This window comes from Desulfovibrio sp. UIB00 (assembly GCF_022508225.1).
GTDB lineage: Bacteria > Desulfobacterota > Desulfovibrionia > Desulfovibrionales > Desulfovibrionaceae > Desulfovibrio.
Genome location: NZ_JAETXJ010000002.1, coordinates 439,838 through 461,562 on the forward strand (window position 1 = coordinate 439,838; position 21,725 = coordinate 461,562).

General features: G+C 60.4%; 26 protein-coding genes. 6 read left to right on the forward strand and 20 right to left on the reverse strand.

All coding sequences use genetic code 11. The annotated features are described in order from the left end of the window. Nucleotides 1-133: 133 nt before the first annotated feature. From JMF94_RS04855 to JMF94_RS04945, 19 genes are all read right to left on the reverse strand, one after another. On the reverse strand, nucleotides 134-709 hold the full coding sequence (locus JMF94_RS04855; RefSeq protein ID WP_240824031.1) for a hypothetical protein: 576 nt from the start codon (nucleotides 707-709) through the stop codon (nucleotides 134-136). Next, a complete protein-coding gene (locus JMF94_RS04860) occupies nucleotides 709-1,260 on the reverse strand; it encodes a GNAT family N-acetyltransferase (RefSeq protein WP_240824033.1) in 552 nt (183 codons plus the stop codon). The genes JMF94_RS04855 and JMF94_RS04860 overlap by 1 nt, the downstream gene beginning before the upstream one ends. A 17-nt stretch (nucleotides 1,261-1,277) precedes the next feature. Then, nucleotides 1,278-3,320 (reverse strand): hypothetical protein, encoded by a 2,043-nt coding sequence (locus JMF94_RS04865; protein ID WP_240824035.1) that lies wholly within the window; start codon nucleotides 3,318-3,320, stop codon nucleotides 1,278-1,280. After that, nucleotides 3,311-3,694: a phage tail assembly chaperone gene (locus tag JMF94_RS04870; RefSeq protein WP_240824036.1), complete on the reverse strand. Its 384-nt coding sequence runs from the start codon at nucleotides 3,692-3,694 to the stop codon at nucleotides 3,311-3,313. Before JMF94_RS04870 ends, JMF94_RS04865 begins: the two co-directional genes overlap by 10 nt. Beyond that, nucleotides 3,694-5,370, reverse strand: a complete 1,677-nt coding sequence (locus tag JMF94_RS04875) for a hypothetical protein (protein ID WP_240824038.1) — start codon at nucleotides 5,368-5,370, stop codon at nucleotides 3,694-3,696. Before JMF94_RS04875 ends, JMF94_RS04870 begins: the two co-directional genes overlap by 1 nt. A gap of 41 nt (nucleotides 5,371-5,411) precedes the next feature. After that, nucleotides 5,412-6,002 carry a hypothetical protein gene (locus JMF94_RS04880; protein WP_240824040.1) on the reverse strand — a complete coding sequence of 197 codons (591 nt, stop codon included), beginning with the start codon at nucleotides 6,000-6,002 and terminating at the stop codon, nucleotides 5,412-5,414. Nucleotides 6,003-6,084: 82 nt separating this feature from the next. Further along, nucleotides 6,085-6,528, reverse strand: coding sequence for a hypothetical protein (locus JMF94_RS04885; RefSeq protein WP_240824042.1), 444 nt, complete (start codon nucleotides 6,526-6,528; stop codon nucleotides 6,085-6,087). A gap of 101 nt (nucleotides 6,529-6,629) precedes the next feature. Then, nucleotides 6,630-7,622 (reverse strand): major capsid protein, encoded by a 993-nt coding sequence (locus JMF94_RS04890; RefSeq protein WP_215647161.1) that lies wholly within the window; start codon nucleotides 7,620-7,622, stop codon nucleotides 6,630-6,632. A gap of 71 nt (nucleotides 7,623-7,693) precedes the next feature. Next, nucleotides 7,694-8,248: a hypothetical protein gene (locus tag JMF94_RS04895; RefSeq protein ID WP_240824044.1), complete on the reverse strand. Its 555-nt coding sequence runs from the start codon at nucleotides 8,246-8,248 to the stop codon at nucleotides 7,694-7,696. Continuing rightward, nucleotides 8,229-8,576, reverse strand: coding sequence for a hypothetical protein (locus JMF94_RS04900; protein ID WP_240824045.1), 348 nt, complete (start codon nucleotides 8,574-8,576; stop codon nucleotides 8,229-8,231). Before JMF94_RS04900 ends, JMF94_RS04895 begins: the two co-directional genes overlap by 20 nt. Beyond that, nucleotides 8,576-10,441 carry a portal protein gene (locus tag JMF94_RS04905; protein WP_240824047.1) on the reverse strand — a complete coding sequence of 622 codons (1,866 nt, stop codon included), beginning with the start codon at nucleotides 10,439-10,441 and terminating at the stop codon, nucleotides 8,576-8,578. The genes JMF94_RS04900 and JMF94_RS04905 overlap by 1 nt, the downstream gene beginning before the upstream one ends. 1 nt (nucleotide 10,442) lies before the next feature. After that, complete coding sequence (locus tag JMF94_RS04910) at nucleotides 10,443-11,201, reverse strand: GNAT family N-acetyltransferase (protein WP_240824049.1); 759 nt, start codon at nucleotides 11,199-11,201, stop codon at nucleotides 10,443-10,445. Further along, complete coding sequence (locus JMF94_RS04915) at nucleotides 11,201-12,577, reverse strand: terminase family protein (protein ID WP_240824050.1); 1,377 nt, start codon at nucleotides 12,575-12,577, stop codon at nucleotides 11,201-11,203. The genes JMF94_RS04910 and JMF94_RS04915 overlap by 1 nt, the downstream gene beginning before the upstream one ends. Before the next feature lie 31 nt (nucleotides 12,578-12,608). Beyond that, nucleotides 12,609-12,965, reverse strand: a complete 357-nt coding sequence (locus JMF94_RS04920; protein ID WP_240824051.1) for a hypothetical protein — start codon at nucleotides 12,963-12,965, stop codon at nucleotides 12,609-12,611. Beyond that, nucleotides 12,965-13,378: a hypothetical protein gene (locus JMF94_RS04925; RefSeq protein ID WP_240824052.1), complete on the reverse strand. Its 414-nt coding sequence runs from the start codon at nucleotides 13,376-13,378 to the stop codon at nucleotides 12,965-12,967. Before JMF94_RS04925 ends, JMF94_RS04920 begins: the two co-directional genes overlap by 1 nt. Nucleotides 13,379-13,458: 80 nt before the next feature. Further along, complete coding sequence (locus JMF94_RS04930) at nucleotides 13,459-13,770, reverse strand: hypothetical protein (protein WP_240824054.1); 312 nt, start codon at nucleotides 13,768-13,770, stop codon at nucleotides 13,459-13,461. 1 nt (nucleotide 13,771) lies between these two features. Beyond that, the gene (locus JMF94_RS04935) at nucleotides 13,772-14,455 is read right to left on the reverse strand and encodes a glycosyl hydrolase 108 family protein (protein ID WP_240824055.1); all 684 of its coding nucleotides are present in this window, start codon (nucleotides 14,453-14,455) and stop codon (nucleotides 13,772-13,774) included. Between the two features lie 224 nt (nucleotides 14,456-14,679). Then, nucleotides 14,680-15,312: a Mor transcription activator family protein gene (locus JMF94_RS04940; RefSeq protein ID WP_240824057.1), complete on the reverse strand. Its 633-nt coding sequence runs from the start codon at nucleotides 15,310-15,312 to the stop codon at nucleotides 14,680-14,682. Beyond that, nucleotides 15,302-15,556 (reverse strand): hypothetical protein, encoded by a 255-nt coding sequence (locus JMF94_RS04945; protein WP_240824058.1) that lies wholly within the window; start codon nucleotides 15,554-15,556, stop codon nucleotides 15,302-15,304. Before JMF94_RS04945 ends, JMF94_RS04940 begins: the two co-directional genes overlap by 11 nt. 328 nt (nucleotides 15,557-15,884) lie before the next feature. Between JMF94_RS04945 and JMF94_RS04950 the strand changes: the two genes are divergently transcribed. After that, entirely contained in the window at nucleotides 15,885-16,559 is a 675-nt protein-coding gene (locus JMF94_RS04950; protein WP_022658120.1) for a S24 family peptidase, read from the forward strand. 169 nt (nucleotides 16,560-16,728) lie between these two features. Here the strand turns inward: JMF94_RS04950 and JMF94_RS04955 are convergent, their stop codons facing one another. Continuing rightward, complete coding sequence (locus tag JMF94_RS04955) at nucleotides 16,729-16,974, reverse strand: hypothetical protein (RefSeq protein WP_240824060.1); 246 nt, start codon at nucleotides 16,972-16,974, stop codon at nucleotides 16,729-16,731. A 208-nt stretch (nucleotides 16,975-17,182) separates the two neighbouring features. Here JMF94_RS04955 and JMF94_RS04960 point away from each other — a divergent pair, with 208 nt between their 5' ends. The 5 genes from JMF94_RS04960 (at nucleotide 17,183) to JMF94_RS04980 (ending at nucleotide 21,690) form a co-directional block, all read left to right on the forward strand. After that, the gene (locus JMF94_RS04960) at nucleotides 17,183-17,575 is read left to right on the forward strand and encodes a NirD/YgiW/YdeI family stress tolerance protein (RefSeq protein ID WP_240824062.1); all 393 of its coding nucleotides are present in this window, start codon (nucleotides 17,183-17,185) and stop codon (nucleotides 17,573-17,575) included. Nucleotides 17,576-17,730: 155 nt separating this feature from the next. After that, a complete protein-coding gene (locus JMF94_RS04965) occupies nucleotides 17,731-18,180 on the forward strand; it encodes a NirD/YgiW/YdeI family stress tolerance protein (RefSeq protein ID WP_240824064.1) in 450 nt (149 codons plus the stop codon). Nucleotides 18,181-18,182: 2 nt separating this feature from the next. Then, nucleotides 18,183-18,893: a response regulator transcription factor gene (locus JMF94_RS04970; protein ID WP_240824066.1), complete on the forward strand. Its 711-nt coding sequence runs from the start codon at nucleotides 18,183-18,185 to the stop codon at nucleotides 18,891-18,893. Continuing rightward, nucleotides 18,893-20,464 (forward strand): HAMP domain-containing histidine kinase, encoded by a 1,572-nt coding sequence (locus JMF94_RS04975; RefSeq protein ID WP_240824068.1) that lies wholly within the window; start codon nucleotides 18,893-18,895, stop codon nucleotides 20,462-20,464. The genes JMF94_RS04970 and JMF94_RS04975 overlap by 1 nt, the downstream gene beginning before the upstream one ends. Further along, nucleotides 20,464-21,690, forward strand: coding sequence for an MdtA/MuxA family multidrug efflux RND transporter periplasmic adaptor subunit (locus JMF94_RS04980; RefSeq protein ID WP_240824070.1), 1,227 nt, complete (start codon nucleotides 20,464-20,466; stop codon nucleotides 21,688-21,690). Before JMF94_RS04975 ends, JMF94_RS04980 begins: the two co-directional genes overlap by 1 nt. Nucleotides 21,691-21,725 lie beyond the last annotated feature (35 nt).

The window sequence follows — 21,725 nt, forward strand, 5'->3', positions numbered from 1 at the left end:
CCGCGCATCGTCAATAGGCAAATGCCGTGTTTTTGTCTGGCATTACGCGGGGCTTTCCATAAACAGCAACAAAAGGCCCCTGCCGCCCGAAAGGGAACGGCAGGGGCTTATAGGCATGGCAGTGACAGGTGGCCTACGGCAGCAGCGGGCCGCGTGAACCGATGGTGTAAAAGTTGCGGCCCACGCGGGAGGCTCCGTTGAGCAGGGTGCTGCTCAGGCCAAGGTAATCCGTTTCGGCGCGCGAGCCGGCAAAGTCGGCGTTGGATGCCGACACAGCCGACTGGTTGCGCAGGCTCCAGGCCTGCATGTCTTGCGAATGAGCCCTGCTTTGCCCCTGCTGCTCGGCGGAGAGAGCGTCCAGTTCGCCTTTTTCGGCGGTGTCCAGGGCTTTATCCAGTGTGGAGCCTGCATCGGTTTGCGCTCCTGATGCCCCGGCCTGAGCGCGTTGCGCGCCGATGATGCGAGCCGCCTCCTGCCGCTTGGCCTGCGCGGCTTCGTATCCTGCGCGGCGTTCCTGCCGGGCGGCCTCGTCTGCCGCCTGTGCGCTCAGTTCCGCTTGCTGGGCGTTGCGGGCCGCAAGGTCGGACTGGTATTCCGTCTGCTGGCGGCGGTTTTCTGCCTGCTGCACGGCGCTCACGGTTCCGGCTGCTGCCCCGGCGAGGGCCACGGCTGCGCTGATCATGGCGGCGGTGCTGGTTGCAATGGCCATTAGCTGTCCTCCTCAATTGTTCCTGCGGCCTTTGTTCCTGCGGCCTTGGCTGGCGCTGGCGGCAGGGTTTTGTGCCAGATGGTCTCCGTGGGCTGCGCTCCAAGGCGGCGGTAGAGCGCATGGCAGGGGCGGGACGCTGGCGAACTGTACTGCACAAGGTTCACGCCGCGCGCGGCAAGGGCCGACTCCGCGTGGCGCAGCAGCCGCAGGGCAAACAGGCCGCCGCGTGCGCCAGGGGCAAGATACAGCCCGTCCAGAGCCGCCAGCAGAGTTTGCGGGCAGTGCGGGCAAGACACCAGGGTAAAGACGGCATAGCCTGCCAGTGGAGCGCCGGAAGTATTGGAGGTTGCGCCGTGGTCGTCCTCGGCAAGCCCCCGTGCGGCGCTGATGTGCAGCATGCCCAGCCGTTCAAGGCTGGCATAGCGTTCATGATCAAGTCGGTAACGCTGTGCGTCATGCAGGGCGGCTTCCACCTCATCCCAGTGGGCGGCGGCGAGTTGTTCCGCTTCTGCGGCTACCTGCGAAAATGTTTCTGTTGCTATGGTCAGCATGGATTGCTCCTGCCGTGTCAGGCAAAGGTTATGTCCAGCGTGAGCGCAAGAAGGCGAAAGGGCAGGGGACGCCGCTGCACCAGCCAGATGCTCGTTTGGTTGTCCCAACCGCCGCTGGGAGCGCAGGTGATGTCGCCGGAGAATGGCTGCACGGCTTCGCCCCAGTGCTCCGGCATGAAGGGCAGGTCGTACAGTTCGTTGCGGCTTGGGCCGTATTGCCCGCCTACGCTACGATACAGGCGCAGCGAGCAGGAACCGTAGGCCCGCCCTTGCGCCAGTGTCGTGCCGGAATTGAAGTCACCCTCAACAGGCAGAGGGGAGAGCACTGATACATACGGCAGGCCTGCCTGCACCACGGAGGCCGCGTAGGGCAGCTCTATGCGGCCATTACGCACCACGCAGCCCTCCACAGGGCTGCCGTCCGCCAGTACGGAAAGCGCGCAGCCTTCCAGATGATCCAGGCCTTCCACGGTTGAAGCTGGCGTATCTGTGCGGATGCCAAGGCCGCAATCCACAAAATAGGCTTCGGCAATGGGCTGGCTGTCGGCCCAGACCGGGGCCAGCCGCTCCAGAAAATAGCGCGTCCGGCCTGCAATGGTGCGGCGCACCACAAGGGCCAGCGCGTCGCCGTCCTGATCCGCCACTGTTGCGGCAGAAATAACCTCGCCGTCTGTCACATGGCGCGACCATCCCCAGATGTCGTGCTCCTTCATGTAGGTAAAACCCAGCAGCAGGCCGTCATCGCGCACGCACCAGATAGTTGAGCCGGGAGTTTGCTGATAGGCCCACTGTTTGATGGTGTGCCCCTCAAACAGGTGAGGGGCAAGAATGGAAAGATCGTTGCCAGAATAGCCGTCTTTTTCCAGCGAATAGAAAAGATCGCGCACTCGCGAGCCGTGGCGCTGCACATGCAGCACCGAGTTGCCGATGATGATGGGTGCAAGCCCCGCGCTGCCCCAGTACGACTGGGCGGTGATGCTGACCTTCTGGGGCGTGATGGCCGATCCATCGCCGCCGCTGGCCTTGTATTCGCTACCGGAGGTGCCCACCAGAAGATCGCCGAAGCTGGCAACCCAGGTTACAGAGTCTATGGAGCCGGAGGCGATGAGGTATTCCACCGGATCATCATCCTGCAAGGGGCGCGACTTGCGGAAGGATTCAAAATCTCCAGTGCGAGACATGTAAAATGCCTGCGGCGTGCCGGGGGTGGCGGCAAGCACCATGCGCTGCTGGTGAAAGGCCACCACGCCGGGATTATTGTTGTCGGCAAAAGGATTCCAGTCTTCGCGAGGCGTGTCTGTGGTGTCGGCCTTGTAGTTCTGGTCGCTGAAACTGGTGCCGGAGGCAACGCCGATAAATCCGAAGTAGCCCGCTTCCTCGCGGTAAACGTTATATTCCGCAGCGCCTTGAACGGCAGGCCAGCTTATGGTTGTGCTGTTGCCCACCACCCAGTCGGAGGGGTGCCGCGCGCCTTTGCATTCACCTGCTGGCGAGGCGAGGGACTGCCTGCCGTTGCCATCCACCGCCGCCACCTTGTACCGCAGGGTGTATGAACCGCCGCTGCCAGTAAAGGCCAGCGTGGGTGCGGCGGGGACGGGCAGGGATGTGTTCAGTTTTACCTGTTCCAGGCTCCAGGTATAGTTTCCACCCGGTGCGTCGCGCCGTACTATTTTGTGCAGCGGATATTTCTGGTGGGCCAGATAGACCACATCACCCACCTGCGCGTGGCAGAGCGAAAGCAGATCTTCCGCCGCATAGGGGGTCGCCATGACAGGTGCCGTGGAGAATCCGGAAACTGTTGCAACGCGCAGGGTTTTTTCGCCAAAAACAAGAAGAAAATTCTGACTTGGATGCGCGCTGAAGGTGAAGGGGAGCAACACGGAATACGCCCCAAGCTCAGCCAGAAAGCGGGTGCCGGGCCGCCGGGCCACATCGCCATGCAGGCCGGGGAGCATGTTTTCCATGCAGGCAACGCAGTTGCGGTAACGGGAAAGATCGTACCGGGCCGAGAGCGTGGGCGATATTTCACCGCCAGTAAAGTTTTGCAGGGCTATGCGCATGGCTGTTCCGTCTGCAAAGTACAAGGAGCATCGGGCCACGGCGTAGCCTCGCCGCCGCCGTCCCACGGCGCGCCGGACTGTTCGGGCAGGGCGCGCAGGGCGGCCCGGTATGTCTTGACAAGCGCCAGATTGTCCGCGCGGATAGGGTAGTCGGCCAGCAGATACTTGTCCGTAGCTGCAAGCCGCACATCACGAGCGGCGCGCAGGGATTCAAAGATAGCTTCCGCAGGCCGTGGCGGTTCTTCCCCGGCCTTATACGGCTTGCCATCCCATCCACGCACCACCTCATAATCCATCTTGACACTGCCGGGGAATGGCTGCGCGTCCCACATCTCAATATCACCAGCGGCATTTTTAATTACGTATGTAGACATCAAAATGCCCCCTCATCGTAAGTGAACTGTGCCGCCAGACCGTTTGGCATATTCCCTTCAACAAAGACTGGATCATTTTTACGAACCGGAACCTCAATAATGCAAGTCTGCGACGCGCCAGATGCCCACACTATATGGTCAAACGTATATGAGGCTCGTGACCCGCGTAAATATTGTCCAGCTGCAGTGGATATTCCCACAAGCTTTATACAACCACTAGCAGGTGCTGCTGCTGTCCACTGACCATAACCGGGAAATACAATTGAAATTGCACGCTGGCTAAGCTTAGCGTAGTTCGCCACTTTGCCGGAACCTGCTGCCGTAAGGTTATCCATATCCAGGTTGGCCTTGCCCGCCAGGCCTGCCATGTAATTCGACCAGTCGAACACGCTGGCGCTGTTCTGCGCGGATGCCAGAACGACAAAATGCCGCAGGCGTACCTGTTCATCGGTGACTGTGGTGGAGTTGCCGTAGATAGCACTACTTCGTGACAAGTCCACGGACACTACAGAGGCCTCCCCACCCCCACCTGCAAATCTGGTAGTTTCGCTTGCCTGCGCAAAAATTCCAGAATGAACACTATAGGTTGTGCCGGAATCACGCCCAAAGATATAACCCAAGGTACCCGTTGCGTTAGGCAACCCGGCCTTGACGCTCTTACCCAGCTCTGCGGCACTGGCGGCATGCGTGATGGAATCGCCGTTTTTCAGCAGCGGCACCTTGAACTTTTGGGCTGTGGTGTCCAATGCGAATTTGGCGCAGTTGCCCGTCAATGCCACCTGGGCGGCGAAGGCGGCATATGTGCAGGTGAGTAGTTTGCCGCCAGCAAGATACGTGTCGTAAAACTCCCTGAACTGCTCACGCGTGTACTCGCAGCCATCGGCCGGAACAGTGCCGTTGGGCACGTAGCCCTCTGCCGCCATCACGCTCATAACGCTACCGATCAGGGTTGTGCTGATGGCGGTGATACCTTGCTCCGCAGCATCCAGCCGCGCATCCTGCCGGGTGTTTTTTGATTCCGCGCCTGCCATGCGGCTGAGCAAGTTGTCCGGCACGGCCTGTTGCGCCGCATATGCGGCAGTTTGGGCAGTCTGGGCGCTTGCCGCTGCAATATCAGCCTGTGCAGTGGCGGCGCTCACGCTTGCTTCTGCCGCTTTGGCAACCGTTTGAGCGGCTGTGGCTGCGCTCGCCGCTGCGGCAGCGGCAAAGTGCTCGGCGGTGGTGGCATTTTGGGCTGCTGCGTCACGGCTGGCATAGATGGATGCAACCACTTCTTCCGGCGATTTGCCGCTGGTGGCAGGCATAATGACGGCGCGCGCGAGTTTTTCGTTCAGTTGTTGAAGTTCCGCTGTGGCCTGATCCAGCCCGTCTTCTATGACTTGCGGATCAAAGCGTGAGGCAGATATGAGGTCTATGCCCTGCGCAAAGGGCATGTTGCGTACTATGGCAAGCCGCCAGCCTGCGGGCAGGGGCGCTCCATTGTGCAGATAGGTCACGGTGCCGCCGCTCTCGCCGATGCTGGCTGTCCAGCCCTGGGCAGGGGAGGTTTCCGCTTTGGGCGATGTGATGCTGATGTTAAGCTGGTCTGTGCTCCAGACCTTGAAGGCAAAGGGAAAGGATGTTGCTGCGCCATTGCCTTCATACACGGCGCGGCTGGGGCTGTATGGCAGGGTCATACCTCGCTCCTTGCGGGTTTTGCTGTGATTGCTGGGCGCGTTCAGCGCACGGCAAGCCAGGGGTCTTCCACAGGGCGGTCACTGCGTTCAGACGCGGCGGCGCTGCGGGCCGGGGGCAAGCTTGCGGCGTAGAGCTGCTCCAGCTCGGCTGCCTTCTGGCTGCTGCCTTTAAGCAATGGGGCTGCTATGAGAGCTGCCAGCTTGCGGGCCAGCATGTGCGCGAAGAGGTCATCAAAAAGGCGACTGTTGCGCACATCTTCCGTGTACAGGGCAAGGGCGCGCGCTGCATCGGTGAGCAGCAGCGAGCCATCGCCCGCAGCATTCTGCGCAAGGCAGAAGGGGCGGGCCGTAATGCCCTCGTGGCGCACCTCGTGCACCTTGAGGCAGTCATCGGGCAGGGCGTAGGCAAAACGGAATTCCGGCGCATAGCCTTCGGGCAGCGGCACAAGGGCCATCCATGTTCTGCGCTGGGCAAAACTCCAGGGAAAATCGCGCAGCACCTGTCGCCGGGCGGAATCCCAATACAGGCGGCATTGCAGGGCCTCTGGCGTATTTTCCTGCTCCGAGGCAACACTGCGCGTCCCCAGGAAGCCCAACGCGCGGTTCCACACGCTTATCTGGCTGATGGTCATGGCAGTTCCTGTGATGAAGTGGAGAAAAAGCCTCCGGCCTGCCCCGCAGGGGGCCGGAGGCTGTAGACTGACGGGCTGTGTTTTAGCCAGCCATGATGGCAGATTCGTAGGGCAGGTCTTCCTCCCGCGTGAGGGCAGCAAAGATGCGTCCCTTGCTTACTGTTTTACCGTCAACGGGCGTGACGGCGAAGGTCAGACGCAGCCAGCTCTTGCGCACGCCCTGGGGCAAAAATCGCAGGTAAGGGCGCGCGCCAAGGCCGAGGCCGGGAGCTTCCGTCGGGTTGTGCACCGTCACCGAAGCGCCGGGAACGGCAGCCCAGGGGCCGTCGGCGTGATCCGCCTCCTCCATGCAGATGGTGAGGCTTTGCGTTTCAGCCGGGGCAAAAGCTTCGGTAACAGAAAGCCGCAGGGGCATGGGCTCCATGCGTCCGGGAAGCTTCAGGCCGGTAAGGGCCACAGGCTGCCCCGTGGCGTTGGCGGTAAGGGGGCCTTCAAAAAACACGGAGTTGCGGTCGATAATAGCCATGAAAACTCCTTTGGCGGAATAGGTGAAGAGCAGCGAAAGAAAAGGCTGGGTACTGCGCGGAAGCTCCGGCAAGGGCTTCCGCGCGTTACAAAAGATTGTGGCTAGGCCACCACGCCTTCGCTGGAGAGCACGGCGTCGCACTGGCGCACGGGGCGACCATGCAGCACAGGCACGGCCTTGGAGTCAAAAAATTCGCCGTACTGCAACTGCACGTTTCCCGCATCGGAATTCTGCAACTCAAGGGCGGTGAGCACGTCGGCATTGGCATACCATACGGCCTTTTGGCGCAAGTGTTGGGGCATGAGGTTCTTGGCCTCGATGGTCAGCTTTTGCATATCCACAAAGCCGCTCTGCCCCTTGCGCTTGCCGAGAGAGGCCACGGGCAGGTTGGCGATGCGCACGATGCCGCGCCAGTCGCGCACGGCAAGGCCGCAACGCCAGTTGTATTTGTCGCCCACCACCTGATATTTGCGGCCGTCCGGGTCCTGAGCCATGTAGGTTTTGAGGTCTTCGTGCGAGAGGCCGCCGTTGCTCTCCTTGGGGTAGACGCCATGCACCGACTGCGCGCCCCAAGAGACAAGCCACAGGGAGGTGCAGCCGCCCTCGTCGCGCCCGCCCGCGTCGAGCACGTTTTTGGCGTCCAGGGCGGGATAACGCATGGCAAGGCCGTTGAATTCATCAGGATTCAGATTGCTGTTGCCGTAAAAGAGGGTGGTGGCCACTTTCTGGCGCATGGCTTCGGCAAAGGCCACGCCTTCGCTCATGCGAAAGGCTTTGTCGCGGCTGCCGTAGAGGCGCAGTTCTTCCACGTCCAGTTCCATGATGGCTTCAAGGATACCGCAACCTTCCTTGACCTGGCTCCACTGCGACTTGGAGGGCGGCGTGCCCTGATACAGCCTGCGCCAGTAAACTTCGGGCAGCCCGGTGCGGATGCGGGTGAGGTGGCCATCGCTCTGGTTGGATTCCATCCAGAGCACATCGTCCATGATGTCGTTGGTTTTGTTCATCAGTTCGATGATCTGCCCGGCCTTGTCGCCACGGTAGAACTGCTCCATCTCGGCCAGGGACACCACCAAACCCATGGAATTAGCCATAATACCCTCGTCTGTTTGCAGGTTGCTCAAGAAATTTTGTTGCTGGGCCATGCTACTTGCAGGGGCGTATATCAGATGCTTCCACTACGCGAACTCCAGCCCGCGTACATGCGCTCTTCAAGCGGCGGCATGGAGCCGCCCGCCTGTCCCTGCACCAGCCCGTCCTCCATGAGGGCATCGGCAAGTCGGTTGAAAAAGCGCAGCACGTCAGGGTTGTTGCCGTAGCCGGTCTGTTCCAGCAGTTGGCCGATGCGCTTGCTTTCATCAAACCGGTCAAGAGCAAGCTGGGCGCGGGCAACAGTGGCGGGCAGGTTTGCGCCGCCGATCTGCGGGTCTTCCGTGGCCTCCTTGCGCCATTTGTTGACCTGCTCCTGCCACTGGTGGCGCTGGCCTGCCTCATGCTCGCGCAGGCGCTGGGCGAAGGGGTCAGCCTGTGGATGGGTCTGTGACTTGGCCTGTTCATTCGCCTGGGCGGGATTTTCTGCGCCAGCGGCAGTCGGTGGCGTTGCGGCGGCAGGGGCGGTGCCGCCTGTTCCTCCATTGCTCTGGTCTGCGCCGGACAAACCGTTCGCAGAGGAAAAGGCGTTTTCGGCAGTGGAGGAAGCCTCAGAAGGTGTCGAGATCATGAGCATCGTTCTCCTTGGTTTGCAGCAGCTTGGGCAAATGCCCGGGGTTTGCCTGTTGCATGAGGCGCATAAGGCGCATGCCGATCATGCGTTGGCCCTCTGCGTAAAAAAGGCGTGCGCTTTGGCAGGATTCGGGTGCATTGCCCACATCCTCGGCACTGAAGTTGCGGCACAGATGCAGCAGCCAGCGCAGCAGTACGCGGCCCTGAGGCTGGGCCATTAGCGCATCCACTGCGGCCCGCATGGCCGCATCGAACGTCTGGGCGCGGTTGGCGGTATGCTGATGCGCTTGTTGTTTGACCTGTTCATATGGGGCAAAAACATCCATCAACGATGTTCCTCCGGTTTTGCGCCCTGAGGCTCGTCCCGCTGCGCCGCCTGTCCTGTTGCCTGTGCCTTTTTCGTATGTTCAGCGCGGGCAAGTCCTCCCGGCAGGGCATTGCGCAGCAGCCGCGTGATGCCGTCCAGCACGCTGCCCTGTTTGCCGTCCGGGCCGGAAAGCGGGCTTTGCGAGAGCTGGCGCACCATATCCACCCCCTTGCCAAGGGCTTCTGTGATGGCCTGCGTCTGGGCGTCATCAGCCCTGGCGGCGCGCAACTGCTGGCGTTCCTCCGGCGAGCGCGTGAGGCTCACGGGCAGGCCCAGACTTTCCGCATAACTATCCAGCAGATGATCCACATTGAGGGTGTCCAGGGCTTCGGGCCAAGCGCTGGACGCCTTGAGGGTCAGGGCCATGTACTGGTCTGCCGCATTGATGCCCACCAGCTTCTGGGCCTGCGCCAGCAGGGATACAAACTCCACGCGCAGGCGGCGGCCCGCCAGCTCTGGCGGGCACGGCGGCAGCATGTCCAGATCGCGCATGCATTCAAAGGTGCGGTCCATGAGCGGAATGAACAGCTCATCGTGCAGGCGCTCCAGCACAGGGCCAACGAGCACCAGCTTTTCCTCCTCCCGCGCTGCGATTTCGCTGGCTGTTACACCGCTGCGTCCGTCAAGGATGAGCTTGAAGAGGTCGTTGTACAGCCCCTTGCGTATCTGATCCTGAACCGACTCCATGGCCTTCCGTGCGGTGGCGAGGTCGGGGTTTATCTGCAACAGGGGCGTTGCCGCCTGAGGGCTTTGACCCGGCGCGCTGTCCACGTAGTTGACGCCGCCGGGGGTGAGATCAAGCCCTACGGAGCGCAGGCCCGCAGCTACGCTCATGGGCGGGTCAACCGCCTTGTGGATGGCCTTGAGCGTAGTGACGCCCATCTGTTGCAGCATGCGGCAGTCGGGCAGGGCGTCCATGGCGGGCGAACGCCCGTACACATCGTTGCCCGCCACATCCCAGCGCGGGCCAAAGCCCGGAAAGGAGCGAAAGCCTGAAACCTTAAGGGCATGGCGGTTGCCGTCGCGTCCTTCCAGCCAGTAGACGGAAGCAACGGGCATGCGGCTTGCGTCAGCCAGCCCGTGCTGCGTGTTTTCGCGCGGATAGACTGCCTGAATGACGTTGCGCCGCTCCTCGGGATTGCGACGGGCCGCCTCGCGCAGGGTTTCGGGCAAGGCCGAGGGGCCGAATGCCTGAACGATCTGGCGCAGGGTCATGGCGCTGCGGCGGAACACCGTGTCCACCCGCCGCGTTGCATCGCAGTCCAGCGCGTACTCTCCCGCGCACAAGGGGATAAAGCGGAAGCCGTGCTGTGGGTCGGCCAGCTCAAAAACAAAGGCCGTGCCAAAGGTGCCAAGTTCGCCATATATGGTGTGCATGGCATTGTAGAAGTTTGACCGCTGAAACACGGTGCGCATCCGGTTGGCGACTTCGTCCAGCCAAGCTTGACCGGGGCGGCTGCGGGCCAGATCGGCATCATCAAGGCTCAGCCGGAACCACGGCCTTGCCGGGCTGGTGAGGCCGCCCTGAAGGCCCGCCGCCAGCGTACGCATGGCCAGAATGCCAGTGGCGTCCACAAGCCCCCGGTTGAGCATGGGGCCTTCTTCCGCCGCGTCCACCTGCGGATTCAGACGGCAGCGCGTGGGCAAAAAATGATCCGCCAGGCTTTGCCATGCCGCGTCCCAGGGGGCACGACGCCGCAACAGGGCATCGTGCCGCCGGGAAAGGGCCTGTACGTCCACAGCATATTGCGCGGCGTTCTGTTCGGAACTCTGAGGGGCGGGCTGCCCCTCAGGCGCGATGCTGTTCTGAGTGTGTGCGGCCACGCTACTGCCCCAGCAGGGTTTTGCGCGTTGCATCAGCGCGGTTGAGCGGGCTGGTGTACACAGAACCGTTGATGCCAGCCGCCTTGGCGGCTTTGTCTTTCTGGTTCTGGCGCGCCGCCGTGGCGGCCTCGGTTACGGGTTTTTCCACTTCCTGCTTGGGAACGGGCGCAACTGCGGGCACATCGGGCGTGCCGCCTCCTCCAAATCCCATGACGTTCTCCTTATGTTGAATGATTGCAGACAAGTCCTGCGGTGTGCAGAGCACCAGTACGCCGTCCACCCATGTTTTTTTGCGGGTATGCAGACATGCGCCGGGCAAGCGCCCGAGCACGCGAAATCCGCAGGCTTCGGCCAGCCTCCAGGCATGGCGGTTGGGGGCCGGGCAAAGCCCCATAACTGCGGAGCAGTCGAGGTTTGCAAAAGCCCAGCTCAAGCCCCCGTGCGCCATGGGCACTGCCAGCCGCGCCCATTGACGAAAGGTGGTGAAATCAAACTCCCACACCCGCCCCCTGCGGGGACTGAACATGGCGCAGGCCAGCAATGGGGCCGGGGTGGAAGCGTAAGCAGAGGCGGCTTCCGGCGGCGGGCCATAACAGCCCAGCAAAACGCCTCTTTCCGGCGCGGTGATTGTCTGCCACTGGGCCAGCGTGGGCTTGAGCAGGGAACTCATGGCGCTGGCTGTGAGGCCTTCGGCTTCCATGTGTTCAAAAACGTCATCGCGGGCGTGTTGATCCACAATGGGGGTGTAGGTAAAGCGCATCAGCGTCCTCCAAAAAAGTCGTAGTCAGTGCGGGCGCGGCGCGCGCCAGAGGCTGTTTCCTGCTGCGGGCGATAGCCCGTGACGGCGTAGCGCAGGGCGTCTGCCGCGTGGCTTGCCCAGTCGTGCAAGGGGCCGGAGCCAGCCTGCGCGGCCTGCGAGCCTTGCCCGGCGCCAGCCTTCCAGCGCCGCCTGTATGCCCGCAGGGCCTTTACGCCTTGGGCGCAGGCTGCCGCATCAAACCAGAAGCGCGGCAACTGGCGGCGCAGGGCATCTATGCCGTCAGCCAGCGACAGAGCCGGAGCCAGGGTAAAGCGTATGCCCAGTTGGGCGGCGCTTTCCCAGCGGCTCAGCCCGGTGCCAAGTTCGCGCACGCGGATGTCGTGCGGAGCAATGTGGGTGCCGTAAACAAATCCGCGTCCGGCAATGACCCCATCATGGACAGCATGGGCGGTGGCTTCCGCAGTTTCAGCAGGGCGGGCCTTGGCGGCCAGAACCTGCGCATAGTGTGCCAGCCCCTCGCCGGAAGCTTCGTAGTAGTCGAGGATGCGCCAGCAGCCCGATGGCTCCACCTGAAAAAACCAGATGGCCGTGGCGTCATCCATGCCCAGATCCCAGGCTGTATGCACGGGAAGCTCAGGCGCGTGGGGCAGGGGGCGGATACGCCCCTCGCGTTCCGCTGTATCCAGCAGGGGCGCGTAGTAAGCGCCGCGCACGGCCGCTGCAAACGAGCACTCGAATTCCTGAAGATACTCGGCCTCGTCCATGCCCCGGCGCGCCGCTGCCAGCTCCTGCTGCGGCAGGTAGCCGGTTTCAGAAGCAGGAAAACGGAAGCGCGACCAGATGCCTTCTTCGTCCGCGCCTGCCTGCTGCCACACGTCATAGAGCAGGTTGTCCGTGCCTTGAGGCGTGCCGCAGAAAAGCGCGCGGCCCTGACGGTCGGCCAGCATGGGGCGCAGCACCTGCGTCCATACTTCGCGGGGCATGTCTGCCGGCTCGTCCAGTACCAGATCATCCAGATACAGGCCGCGCAGGGCTTGCGCGTTTTCCGTTCCCAGCAGGCGTATGCGGCCCCCGGTGGGCAGCACGCAGACAAGCTCGCTTTCCAGAAATCGCGTGCCGGGCACGGCCCCGGCAAACTGCTTGCAGTAGTCCCATGCGACCGCCTTGGCCTGCCCAAGAAAGGGCGCGGCATAGGCTGCCCGCCAGTCGTGTTTGCCCACGCGCAATGCCTGGCGCACCAGATCATTGACCGCCGCTACCGTTTTGCCAAAGCGCCTGTGGCAGAGCAGCACGCAGAAGCGGGTGCGCTCCTCATGAAAGCGCCACTGCAAAGGGCGGGGGCAGTAGGGGATAATGTGCGGCTCAGGCTGGGACATGGAAAATATCCTTGTTTTTCAAGAGAAACTGTTAGTTGCTTGAGCTGTATTGCGGCAAAGTTTTTTGCACGGGCGGTTTGCCGGATGCTCCTGACGGCTTGGATGATGTCCGGGGCGATGCTCCAGATAAATCTGTGGGCAGCCTCCCGGATGCAGCACTTGGGGGGGCGCCCCACACAACCACCATCCTGGGCGGGGCATCGGGCGAGGCTTCATCGCGCAGGGAGCGCAGAATTGCATGCAGTTCCTTTATTTCTTTGACAATATCTATACTTTTTTCCGCAATATCAGCAGCGCTAAGGGTGCTGGTGAGCAGGTCAAGACGCTGCCCAAGGCTGTCGAGCAAGGTGGAGTTGCGGCAAGAGCCTTTACGTTTTGCAGGGGGCATCAGTTGCAACCTCCCGCAGCATCGGCCCCTGCGCGGCAGGCGAAAGCCGCACCACTCTGAGGCACGAGGCGCAGACGGTCTTCCTGCCGCTCAAAGCTGTGCTCAAGCCGCTCAAGCAGCCTGTCCAAACCAGATATTCGCACATTGAGCGCCTGAATTTCACCGCGCAGGGCCGCCAGCTCGTTGTGCAGGCCTGCTAAGTCTGCGGTATCGGGGGCGAGCCGCAGGTTTTCTTCTATGGCGCTAAGCCTGCGGGTGGTTGCGGCCTCACGCCGGGTATCGCGCTGTACGTGCAGTAGGTAGTCCTCCTGCCGTACAAAGGCCCGGCGCAGGCTCCACAAGGCCCAGGCAAACAGCCCCTGCACAAGCAAAACAAGCAGGCTTGCCCCTGTGGAAGAAAAAATGTCCATCATTACGTATCCTCCAGGCCTGTTGACCTGCTCAAAAATAAATTTTCTCAGTGGTTGTCAGATAGCTGCGCGTATAGACCTGCCTAAAATCCCAGCCCCAGCATGCCCAGCAGCAGGGTCATGATCTGGTTCAGGGCCGAGGGCGGCAGGTGGTCGCTCCAGCCAGGAAAAAACAGGGGAATAATGATAAGTCTCCCCGCAACCTCCCAGCAGAACAGCAGGGAGAGCATCCAGCCGAGGAAGGAGCGCCACAGCCGCAAAGTGCTTGCGGGCGCGCCGCCCACCTCTGCCTCGTTGATGCGGCTTTGCGCATCGTTCTGCCGGTTGCGGTCGGGCAGTATCTTGCCCACAGCACCAGTGATGCCGCCCAGCAGGTTCCCAAGCAGTGCCCACATGTCAGTTTGCCTCCCGTTCAAGTTCTGCAAGATACTGGGCCAGTGCCTTAACCCTGTTGCGCCAGCCTTCAAGAAACACCTTGAGGGACGGGCGACGGGCAGCCAGATCACGGTAAAAGGCATCGCGCAGGCGCAGTATCTGCCGGGCGGCAAACCACTGGAGGTTGGCCGATTCCAGGGCTTCAGCCAGTTCTGCTGTGCGCGGGCCGGGGATGCCGTCCTCGGCAATGGACCGATAGTGGTCGAGCTGGGCTTCACCAACAGAGTTCATGCCCTGCTGCAACTGGCGCACTGCTCTGGCTGGCCCCATGTTGACCGCTCCGTCGTACAAGGCCACGGCCAGAGGTAGTGGCAGGGCGGCGCAACCAAGGGCATCCCAGAAGTGCTTTTTGAACAGCGCGGCGGCCTGCTGCCTGGTGCAGGCGCGGATGTCGTCAGCGTCCACATCGCCGTCCATATCCAGATCAATGCCGTTGTACGTACAATTGGGGGTGCGTGCAGCAGAGCAGCCATCGCAGCTTCTGTGCTGGTGCAAACATTCCTGCCGGGCCTGCTGGGCAAGATCCTGCACCCAGCGCAGGGAAACCCCGTACTTGGTCAGACCGCCCGGATCAGCGGGGTGGTCTGTGAGGCCGCCTTCCCATCTGGCGGTGAAGGCGTGGGCGGTATCAAACAGATTGGGCATGATGAGGCTCCTTGGCATGGTGTCGCCGCAATCAGCGGCGTGAGGAGAACATGCCAAAAAGTCGGGCGCACGTAAGACTGAAAGGATTCAGTAGTGTCAAAGGCGCAGGATGCGTTATTTTTGCAGATTTTTTGCGGAAAATGAGGAGTTTGTGGCAAAAAAAGCCAGCATAAACGCTGGCTTAAATTTTTTAAGGGCAGGCAGTCTGTCGCTTTTGGCTTAATTTACAGCGCATTATCGTGCTTCTGGGCAGAAATTTGCGCGGAATCGCCAAGCATCAGCAGAAGTTTAGCCTGCGGGGGAACGGAGCTTTCTTTTTTCAGAATCTGCCATACGCGGCGGTCAGACACGCCGTGACGGCGCGCCAGGCTGGACACCGCAGCCGTACTGCTTGAACCACCCCCAGTGCTGCGTGAAAAACCTTTGACGATCTCATGTTGCCGAAGGCGGGTCACAAGAGCTGTGCAGCGGGGTACATACAGGCTTGTGCCGCCAAAAGTCGCCATGAGCTTGCGCAGGCATTTAAGGCCAAGCGTTTTGCGCAGCGGATGCGTTCTGTCCTTGGGCACATTGCGCGGTACGCGTATGCATTGCCCGCCAAAGGCGCGCAGTACCCCCCAGAACTGCTTCATGTCGTTGAGGGCTCTCCATATTTGGCGCGCATTGTCGGGCAAATGGTTGATAAGCTCGCGCCACTGTTCCTCTGTTTCAGCCATGCGCAGGGCATGGCCCCATGCGGGATTATTTTTGCGGCGCACACGCGAATCGCCCTCCGGAGCAGAAGTTTCTGCTGAAGATTTAACAAGTTCTGGCTGACTGTTATCGGGCTTTGCCGGGTCAATGGGCCTATTGGTCATGGCGCGTCTCCACAGTTTGGCAGACGCGCGCGGATATGCCGATGGCGGGCGATTCTGGCGTTGAGGACGGTGTTTGCGGGCAGATACTGAACTGCGTGGAAATTTCCTTATCCATCTGGCAGGACAGAAGGCGGATGTGTTCGATGACAAAGCGCAGAATAGGCTGCTGGATGGCGCACTCGCCAGAGTGTAAGGAATCCAGCACAGCGCTCAGGTTAGTGATGTCGTTAGGAAATGCGGACATGCTATGCTCCAAAAATAGAAAATTAAATTTAATGGGCCGTAAAATAGAAAAATCACTATTCGTGGGGATAGTCAAGGAAAAGTTTTATTTATAAGAAAAGTTTTAACAATGTGAATTTGTTTACATAAATTTTGAAATATGCCAAGAATAATGACTTTCATCAGCATAGATTTAAAAGTTTTCTTTGAACTTCAAGGAAAACTTGAAATTACCTAAAAACAAATATAGATGTGTACAAACAGCTCGTTTTTTTTATGAAAATATGGTCCGTGCTGGTCGGCCATCTACGGCCTCGGCACTTCAGGGCAGCAAACAACAAGGGAAAAACATGAAGAAAGCACAAGCGCCCCTGGTATCAGCTTTTGGCGCGCGTATGCGTCAGCGCAGGGAAAACTTGGGGTTGCACAAGCAGGTACTGGCAGACACGGTGGGTCTGAGCCTGACGACTATTCAGCAGTATGAGAACGGGCAGATGCCCAAGGGCAGCCATGCCGTGCGGCTTGCCGATGCCCTTGAGTGCTCGCTGGACTGGCTGCTGGCCGGGCGTGGTGATTGCGGCAACGGAATGGTGCACACGCCCGAAGCGCGGCTTATGATGGTTCCTATGGCCGAGGCCCGGCTTTCTGCCGGGACAGGAAGTTTTGAAACTGGCGGCGAGGTGTTGCGCCACTATGCCTTCAGGTGGGATTTTTTACGGCGTAAGGGCAATCCTGCGCAAATGGTGCTGTTGCGCGTCTCTGGCGACAGCATGCAGCCCCGGATTGTGAACAATGACGTGGTGCTGATAGACCAGAGCCAGCGTGAGCCAGTGCCGGGGCGCATATACGCTGTGGGCGTGGAGGATATGGTTTATCTTAAGGTGCTGGATGCCATGCCGGGCAAGCTCATACTTACCAGCATCAACCCGGATTTCGCCCCTATTGAAGCCGATACAAGTGAGCAACTGGGCGGCCTGGTGCGTATCATCGGCAGGGCCGTATGGGTAGGGCGAGAGCTGGACTGAGCCAATCAGCGCGCAACGGCCACGGCTGACGCACGCAGGCTTTGCTCGTGGTTGGCGTGCAGCATAAGCGATGCGCGGCAGATATCTGCCTTACCAACAGAGACTGGCAAAACAAAGCCTGAGTCTTATGGCCGGGGCAACTACGGGGTTGCGGTGGGATAGCCTGCTGTCAGTTCTTGAGGGCAACGCTGGGGGCGGCGATTTTATCCATGTCGTGTTCGCTGGCAAGGTTGCGGTTCCATGCGCGGATAGCTGCTCCCTGCGACACTGACCATTGCTGCGAGGTTTGCCCGCAAGAACAGACAACGCGCCATACCTCTTGCCTGCGCCCAGGGGGAAGCATGGATTCCAGATGGACATTGGTGCCGCCGCATACAAGGCAAGGGCGGATAGTGTGTGGATCAAGCTCTTTCATATAAGCCACCATACCAGTTTTGAAGCGGCATCACAAGGACTGCGTCTGTTAATAGAGGCACCCGTGTGAAAGACGCAGCAGAGAAATATTTTTTTTACAGGCAGGGAGGGGCATTCTTAACGTTTTACTGACGTGCACATTTGCAATGTAAGTCCGCACGCGACATGTGGCGCGTTGCATTTTTTTTAAGCACCTTTCTGGAGGAAATATGCGTTATCTGCTCGTTATGATCATGTCCCTCATGCTCGCCGCTCCGGCCTTTGCCGCAACCACCACCGATGCTCCTGCTGCTCCTCACGCTGCCCGCAAGGCCAAGGGCGTGACAAAAGTCGCTCCGGTCGATACGGTAGCCAAGGCATTGGCCGCTGCCAACAAAACCCCTGTGTCCGTTACCGGCACCATCGTGGAACCAGTGCAGGGCAAGAAAAACCGCTACGTCTTTGAAGACGGCACTGGCCGCATGACCGTAGCTCTTGGCAAAAAGGCCGCCGCTGCCGCGCACATTGAAGCGCAGAGCAAGGTTCACCTGACCGGTGTCATGGTGGTCAAGGCTGGCAAAGAAGGCGTGATGGCTGTGCGTAAGGCTGAAATGCAGCAGTAGACCGCGAAATTGCGGAAATTTCCCGATGTCCGCAGGCTGCGCCACAGTGCGCGGGCATCGGGAACTGCTTTTAAAATACCTTCTGTCTCTTGTTTTTACTCCCCGCAGTACATTAATCCATCCGGCGGCGCAGCCCGGCCTTTCTGGAGAACAGCATGCAAACAGTGCGCCCCGCCCCGTATCTTTTTTTTCTGCTCCTTGCGTTCAGCCTTGTGATCTCTATGGAATCAGCCCCGGTCGCGGCGGGTTTTGAAGGGCCAGGCGTTGCCGCCACGGTAACGCGGGCCGTTGACGTGCTGGGCGCGCAGGATGACGCACCGTGCGTTCTTGAAGGGCATCTGGTGGAAAAGCTGCCCCGCCGCAAGCACCGTTATCTGTTTGAGGATCACAGTGGACAGGTCGTTGTGGAAATCGACAACAAGATTTTTGAGCAACTGACGATCACGCCCAAGGACAAGGTGCGCCTGCAAGGCCATGTGGACTGGAACCGCAAGCGGCCCAATGAGGTGGAAGTGGATTCCATATCCGTCATGGGTCCCATAACGCCAAAGGACCTGCCTGAATCAGCGGCTCCGGCGCAAAAAATTGGCCCCGCAAGGCGCTGATAATGGCCGTTGCCCTTTTGCTTGTGGAGGACAACGAGGATATTCTCGCCAACCTCTATGCCTTTCTGGAGCCGCAGGGCTATGAGCTTGACTGCGCGCGCAACGGCAGGACGGGCCTTGCCATGGCGCTTGAACAGCACTTTGACTGTATTGTGCTGGACATAATGCTGCCCGGCATTGACGGCATAAGCCTGTGCCGCGAACTGCGCGACAAGCACCACAAACACACCCCTATTATTATGCTCACAGCCAGGGATACCGTGGCTGACCGGGTACAGGGGCTTGAAGCCGGGGCTGACGATTACCTCGTCAAACCCTTTGCCCTCAAGGAGCTTGAGGCCCGCATACGTGCCCTGCTGCGGCGTGGGCGCATGTCTTCCGGCAATACCGCCGATGGTGGGGCAGTGTGGACATATGCGGATCTGACGTTCAATTCTGGTGAGCACTGGGCCGAGCGGCAGGGCCGCCGCCTGCGGCTGAGCCCCACGGGTTTTCGTATCCTTGATGAACTGATGCGCGTTGCGCCCGGCCTTGTGCGGCGTGAAGACCTGGAGCATGCCCTCTGGGGGGACGACCCGCCGGAAGGTAGTGCCCTGCGCACTCATATTCATGAGTTGCGGCGCGAACTGGACAAACCCTTTGCCGAACCTTTGTTGCACACCGTGCCGCATGTGGGCTACCGTCTGAGCACCGACCCCGGAGACAATGACTGATGCCCCGGCCAGAACCACCGCTCGCAGGCAGCTATGCAGCTGTACCCCGCCGCAGAACCAGCATCCGCCGTCGTCTGCTGGCGGCTTTTGTGTTTCTGGCCCTGATCATGAGCGCGGCCTTGGGCATCGTGGGGCGGCTCTCCTTTGATTCGCTGGCAACCTACCTTGTGGGCTGGCACGCAAGGCCCGTGATGGAAGCCTTTATTGAGGCTGAAAAGCGCGCCTGGGAAGCCGAAGACAACGGCGGCGGCAATTTGTATTACGGCGAAGACCTTGCCGTTGTCATGCACTGGCGCTTTCTTGTGGGCAAGCAGGTGCCGCAGCAGTGGCAGGAGATGCCGGACGGCCTGCACTTCATCAGCCACATGGAAGAATTTATTCTCATTGAGCGCAGGGATGACGTCATCTATGTGCTCACTGGCGGCACGGGTGCCTTTTTGGCCCTGAAACAGCGCCTGAACCGTATTTTGTTGCTCTGCGCCGTCAGCGGTCTTGCGCTGGCGGTTGTGCTGGCTGTCGTGCTGAGCCGCCGTCTCACCGGGCCGCTCAGCAGGCTCACCACTGCGGTGGAAAGCCGCCCCCCGGAACGTATGTATGCTCACGCGCAGGAAACGCCGGACGGCATGCCCCCCATCCCGCTGACCGGGCTTGATGACGAGGTGGGCGTATTGGCGCGGGCCATTGCTGCGCGCGAAGAAGCCTTGCAACGGTTTGTTTTGCGCGAAAGCAACTTCACGGGTGATGTGAGCCACGAGCTGCGCACTCCGTTAACCGTTATGCAGGGCGGCCTTGAAATTCTTGAACTGCAACTGCAAAGGCTGCCGCAGGCTGGAAGTCTCGCTCCGGTGGTGCAGCGGCTATTGCGCACCACGGCTCGTATGTCCAATACAGTGCGTACCTTGCTGATGCTGGCCCGCAGCCCAGAAGAAATAGAATTTCAAACGCTTGATTGCAGCGCTTTGCTGTGGGGGATTGTGCGGGAAATGGAAGGGGACGGCCTGTTGCATTGCTCTTCTGCTTTTGCCTGCATACGCAATACAGCTCCTGATAGTATTTCTGACTTGACCTCAGCGCATGCTGAAGTGCCTTTTCAACCGCCTGCTTCAGTTATTCATGCAAATTCTCTTGAAACTGGCGTGAGAGCCGCGCCACACATCGTTGGCAAAAAAGCGCATGGGCATGGCCCGGAACAGCGCCCGCCTGTGGCCTTGCAGACTGATATCGTCCCCACTGTGCAGGCTCGTGGGCAAAAAGAACTGGCGGCGATCGTGTTCAACAATCTGCTGGACAATGCCTGCCAGTATACTGAAAATGGGCGCGCCAGTGTTTCCCTGTGTCAGGGAGAACTGCTTGTTCGCAATCGCGGGTATATCCCCCCCGGCGTTGATATTTTTGCCAGGGGTGTGCGTTGTACCCAAAAAGCAGTCAGCGGCAGTGGACTTGGCCTTTCTCTGGCGCTCAGAGCCTGCGAAAGGCTTGGCTGGCGGCTTGATATGGTTTCAGATCCGGCAGACAGCGAAGCTGTCTTTCGCGTGATCTTTCCGCAGATATCTCAGGGAGTTGACATATAATGCCCGGTCTCCAATCTCGGCAGAGCATGGCCTCTGCTTTTGGCTTGTTTTCTGGCAAGCGCCGGTGGGTGCTGCTTTTGCTGCTGGCAGTGGTGGCGCTGCTGTGCTGGCGTTTATTTTTCAGCGGCAATCAGGCGCGCCGTGGCATGGGCATGGATACGCCGCCCGTGCGCGTTGCCGCCGCCCTGGCTCAGGATGTTCCCCATTTCCTCAATGGCCTGGGTACGGTGCTGCCCTCAAGCGACGTGCTCGTGACCAGCCGTGTGGACGGCCAGTTGCAGCGCCTGCATTTCAAGGAAGGGCAGCGGGTCAAGGCTGGCGACTTGCTGGCGGAGATAGACCCCAGACCTTTTCAGGCCTCGCTGGATCAGGCGCGCGGGACTCTTGCCAAGGATCAGGCCCAGCTGGACAATGCCCGCAAGGATCTGGCGCGCTATGCCAAGCTTGCGCAGGGCAACTTTATTGCGACACAGCAGTTTGAAACCCAGCGCGCCCTTGTGCGCCAGTATGAGGGCACGGTGGAGGCCGACAAGGCCGCCGTGGATTCCGCAGCGCTCCAGCTGAGCTACAGTCGCATCACGGCCCCCACGTCGGGCCGTCTGGGCCTGCGCAATGTAGACGAAGGCAACATGATAAAAGCCTCTGACACCTCCGGCATTGTACGCATCACCGAGGTCAGCCCCTGTGATGTTGTGTTCACCCTGCCGGAAAGTCAGGTGCCCTTGGTCGTGCAGGCCCTGCGCGCCCACGAAGATGATGTTGACCGCCGTCCCTTGCCAGTACAGGCCTGGGACAGGGAGCAGAAACGCCTGCTTGACGTGGGCGGGTTGCTTTCTCTGGACAACCAGATTGATCTTTCCACCGGCACGGTAAAGCTCAAGGCGCGTTTTCCCAATACTGAAGGGGCCTTGTACCCCAACCAGTTCGTCAACGCCCGTTTGCAGGTGCGCGTTCTTAAAAATGCCGTCACAGTCCCCACTTCAGCGGTGCAGCTGGGGTCGCGCGGGGCTTACGTCTATGTGGCGGCCAAGAACGGCAAGGGGCAGGATGCCGTAACGGTGCGGACCGTAACCCCCGGCATTGCCACAGACGCCCTGACAGTTATCGATAAGGGCCTTGAACCGGGCGAACAGGTGGTGGTGGACGGTCTTGACCGTCTGCGGGACGGCATTGAAGTGAAAATTACGGCCTCCGCAGAAACACCCAAGGCACAGCCTGCGGAATAGCGCCCGGCCTTGCCGGGATTGCCCACCGAGTCTTC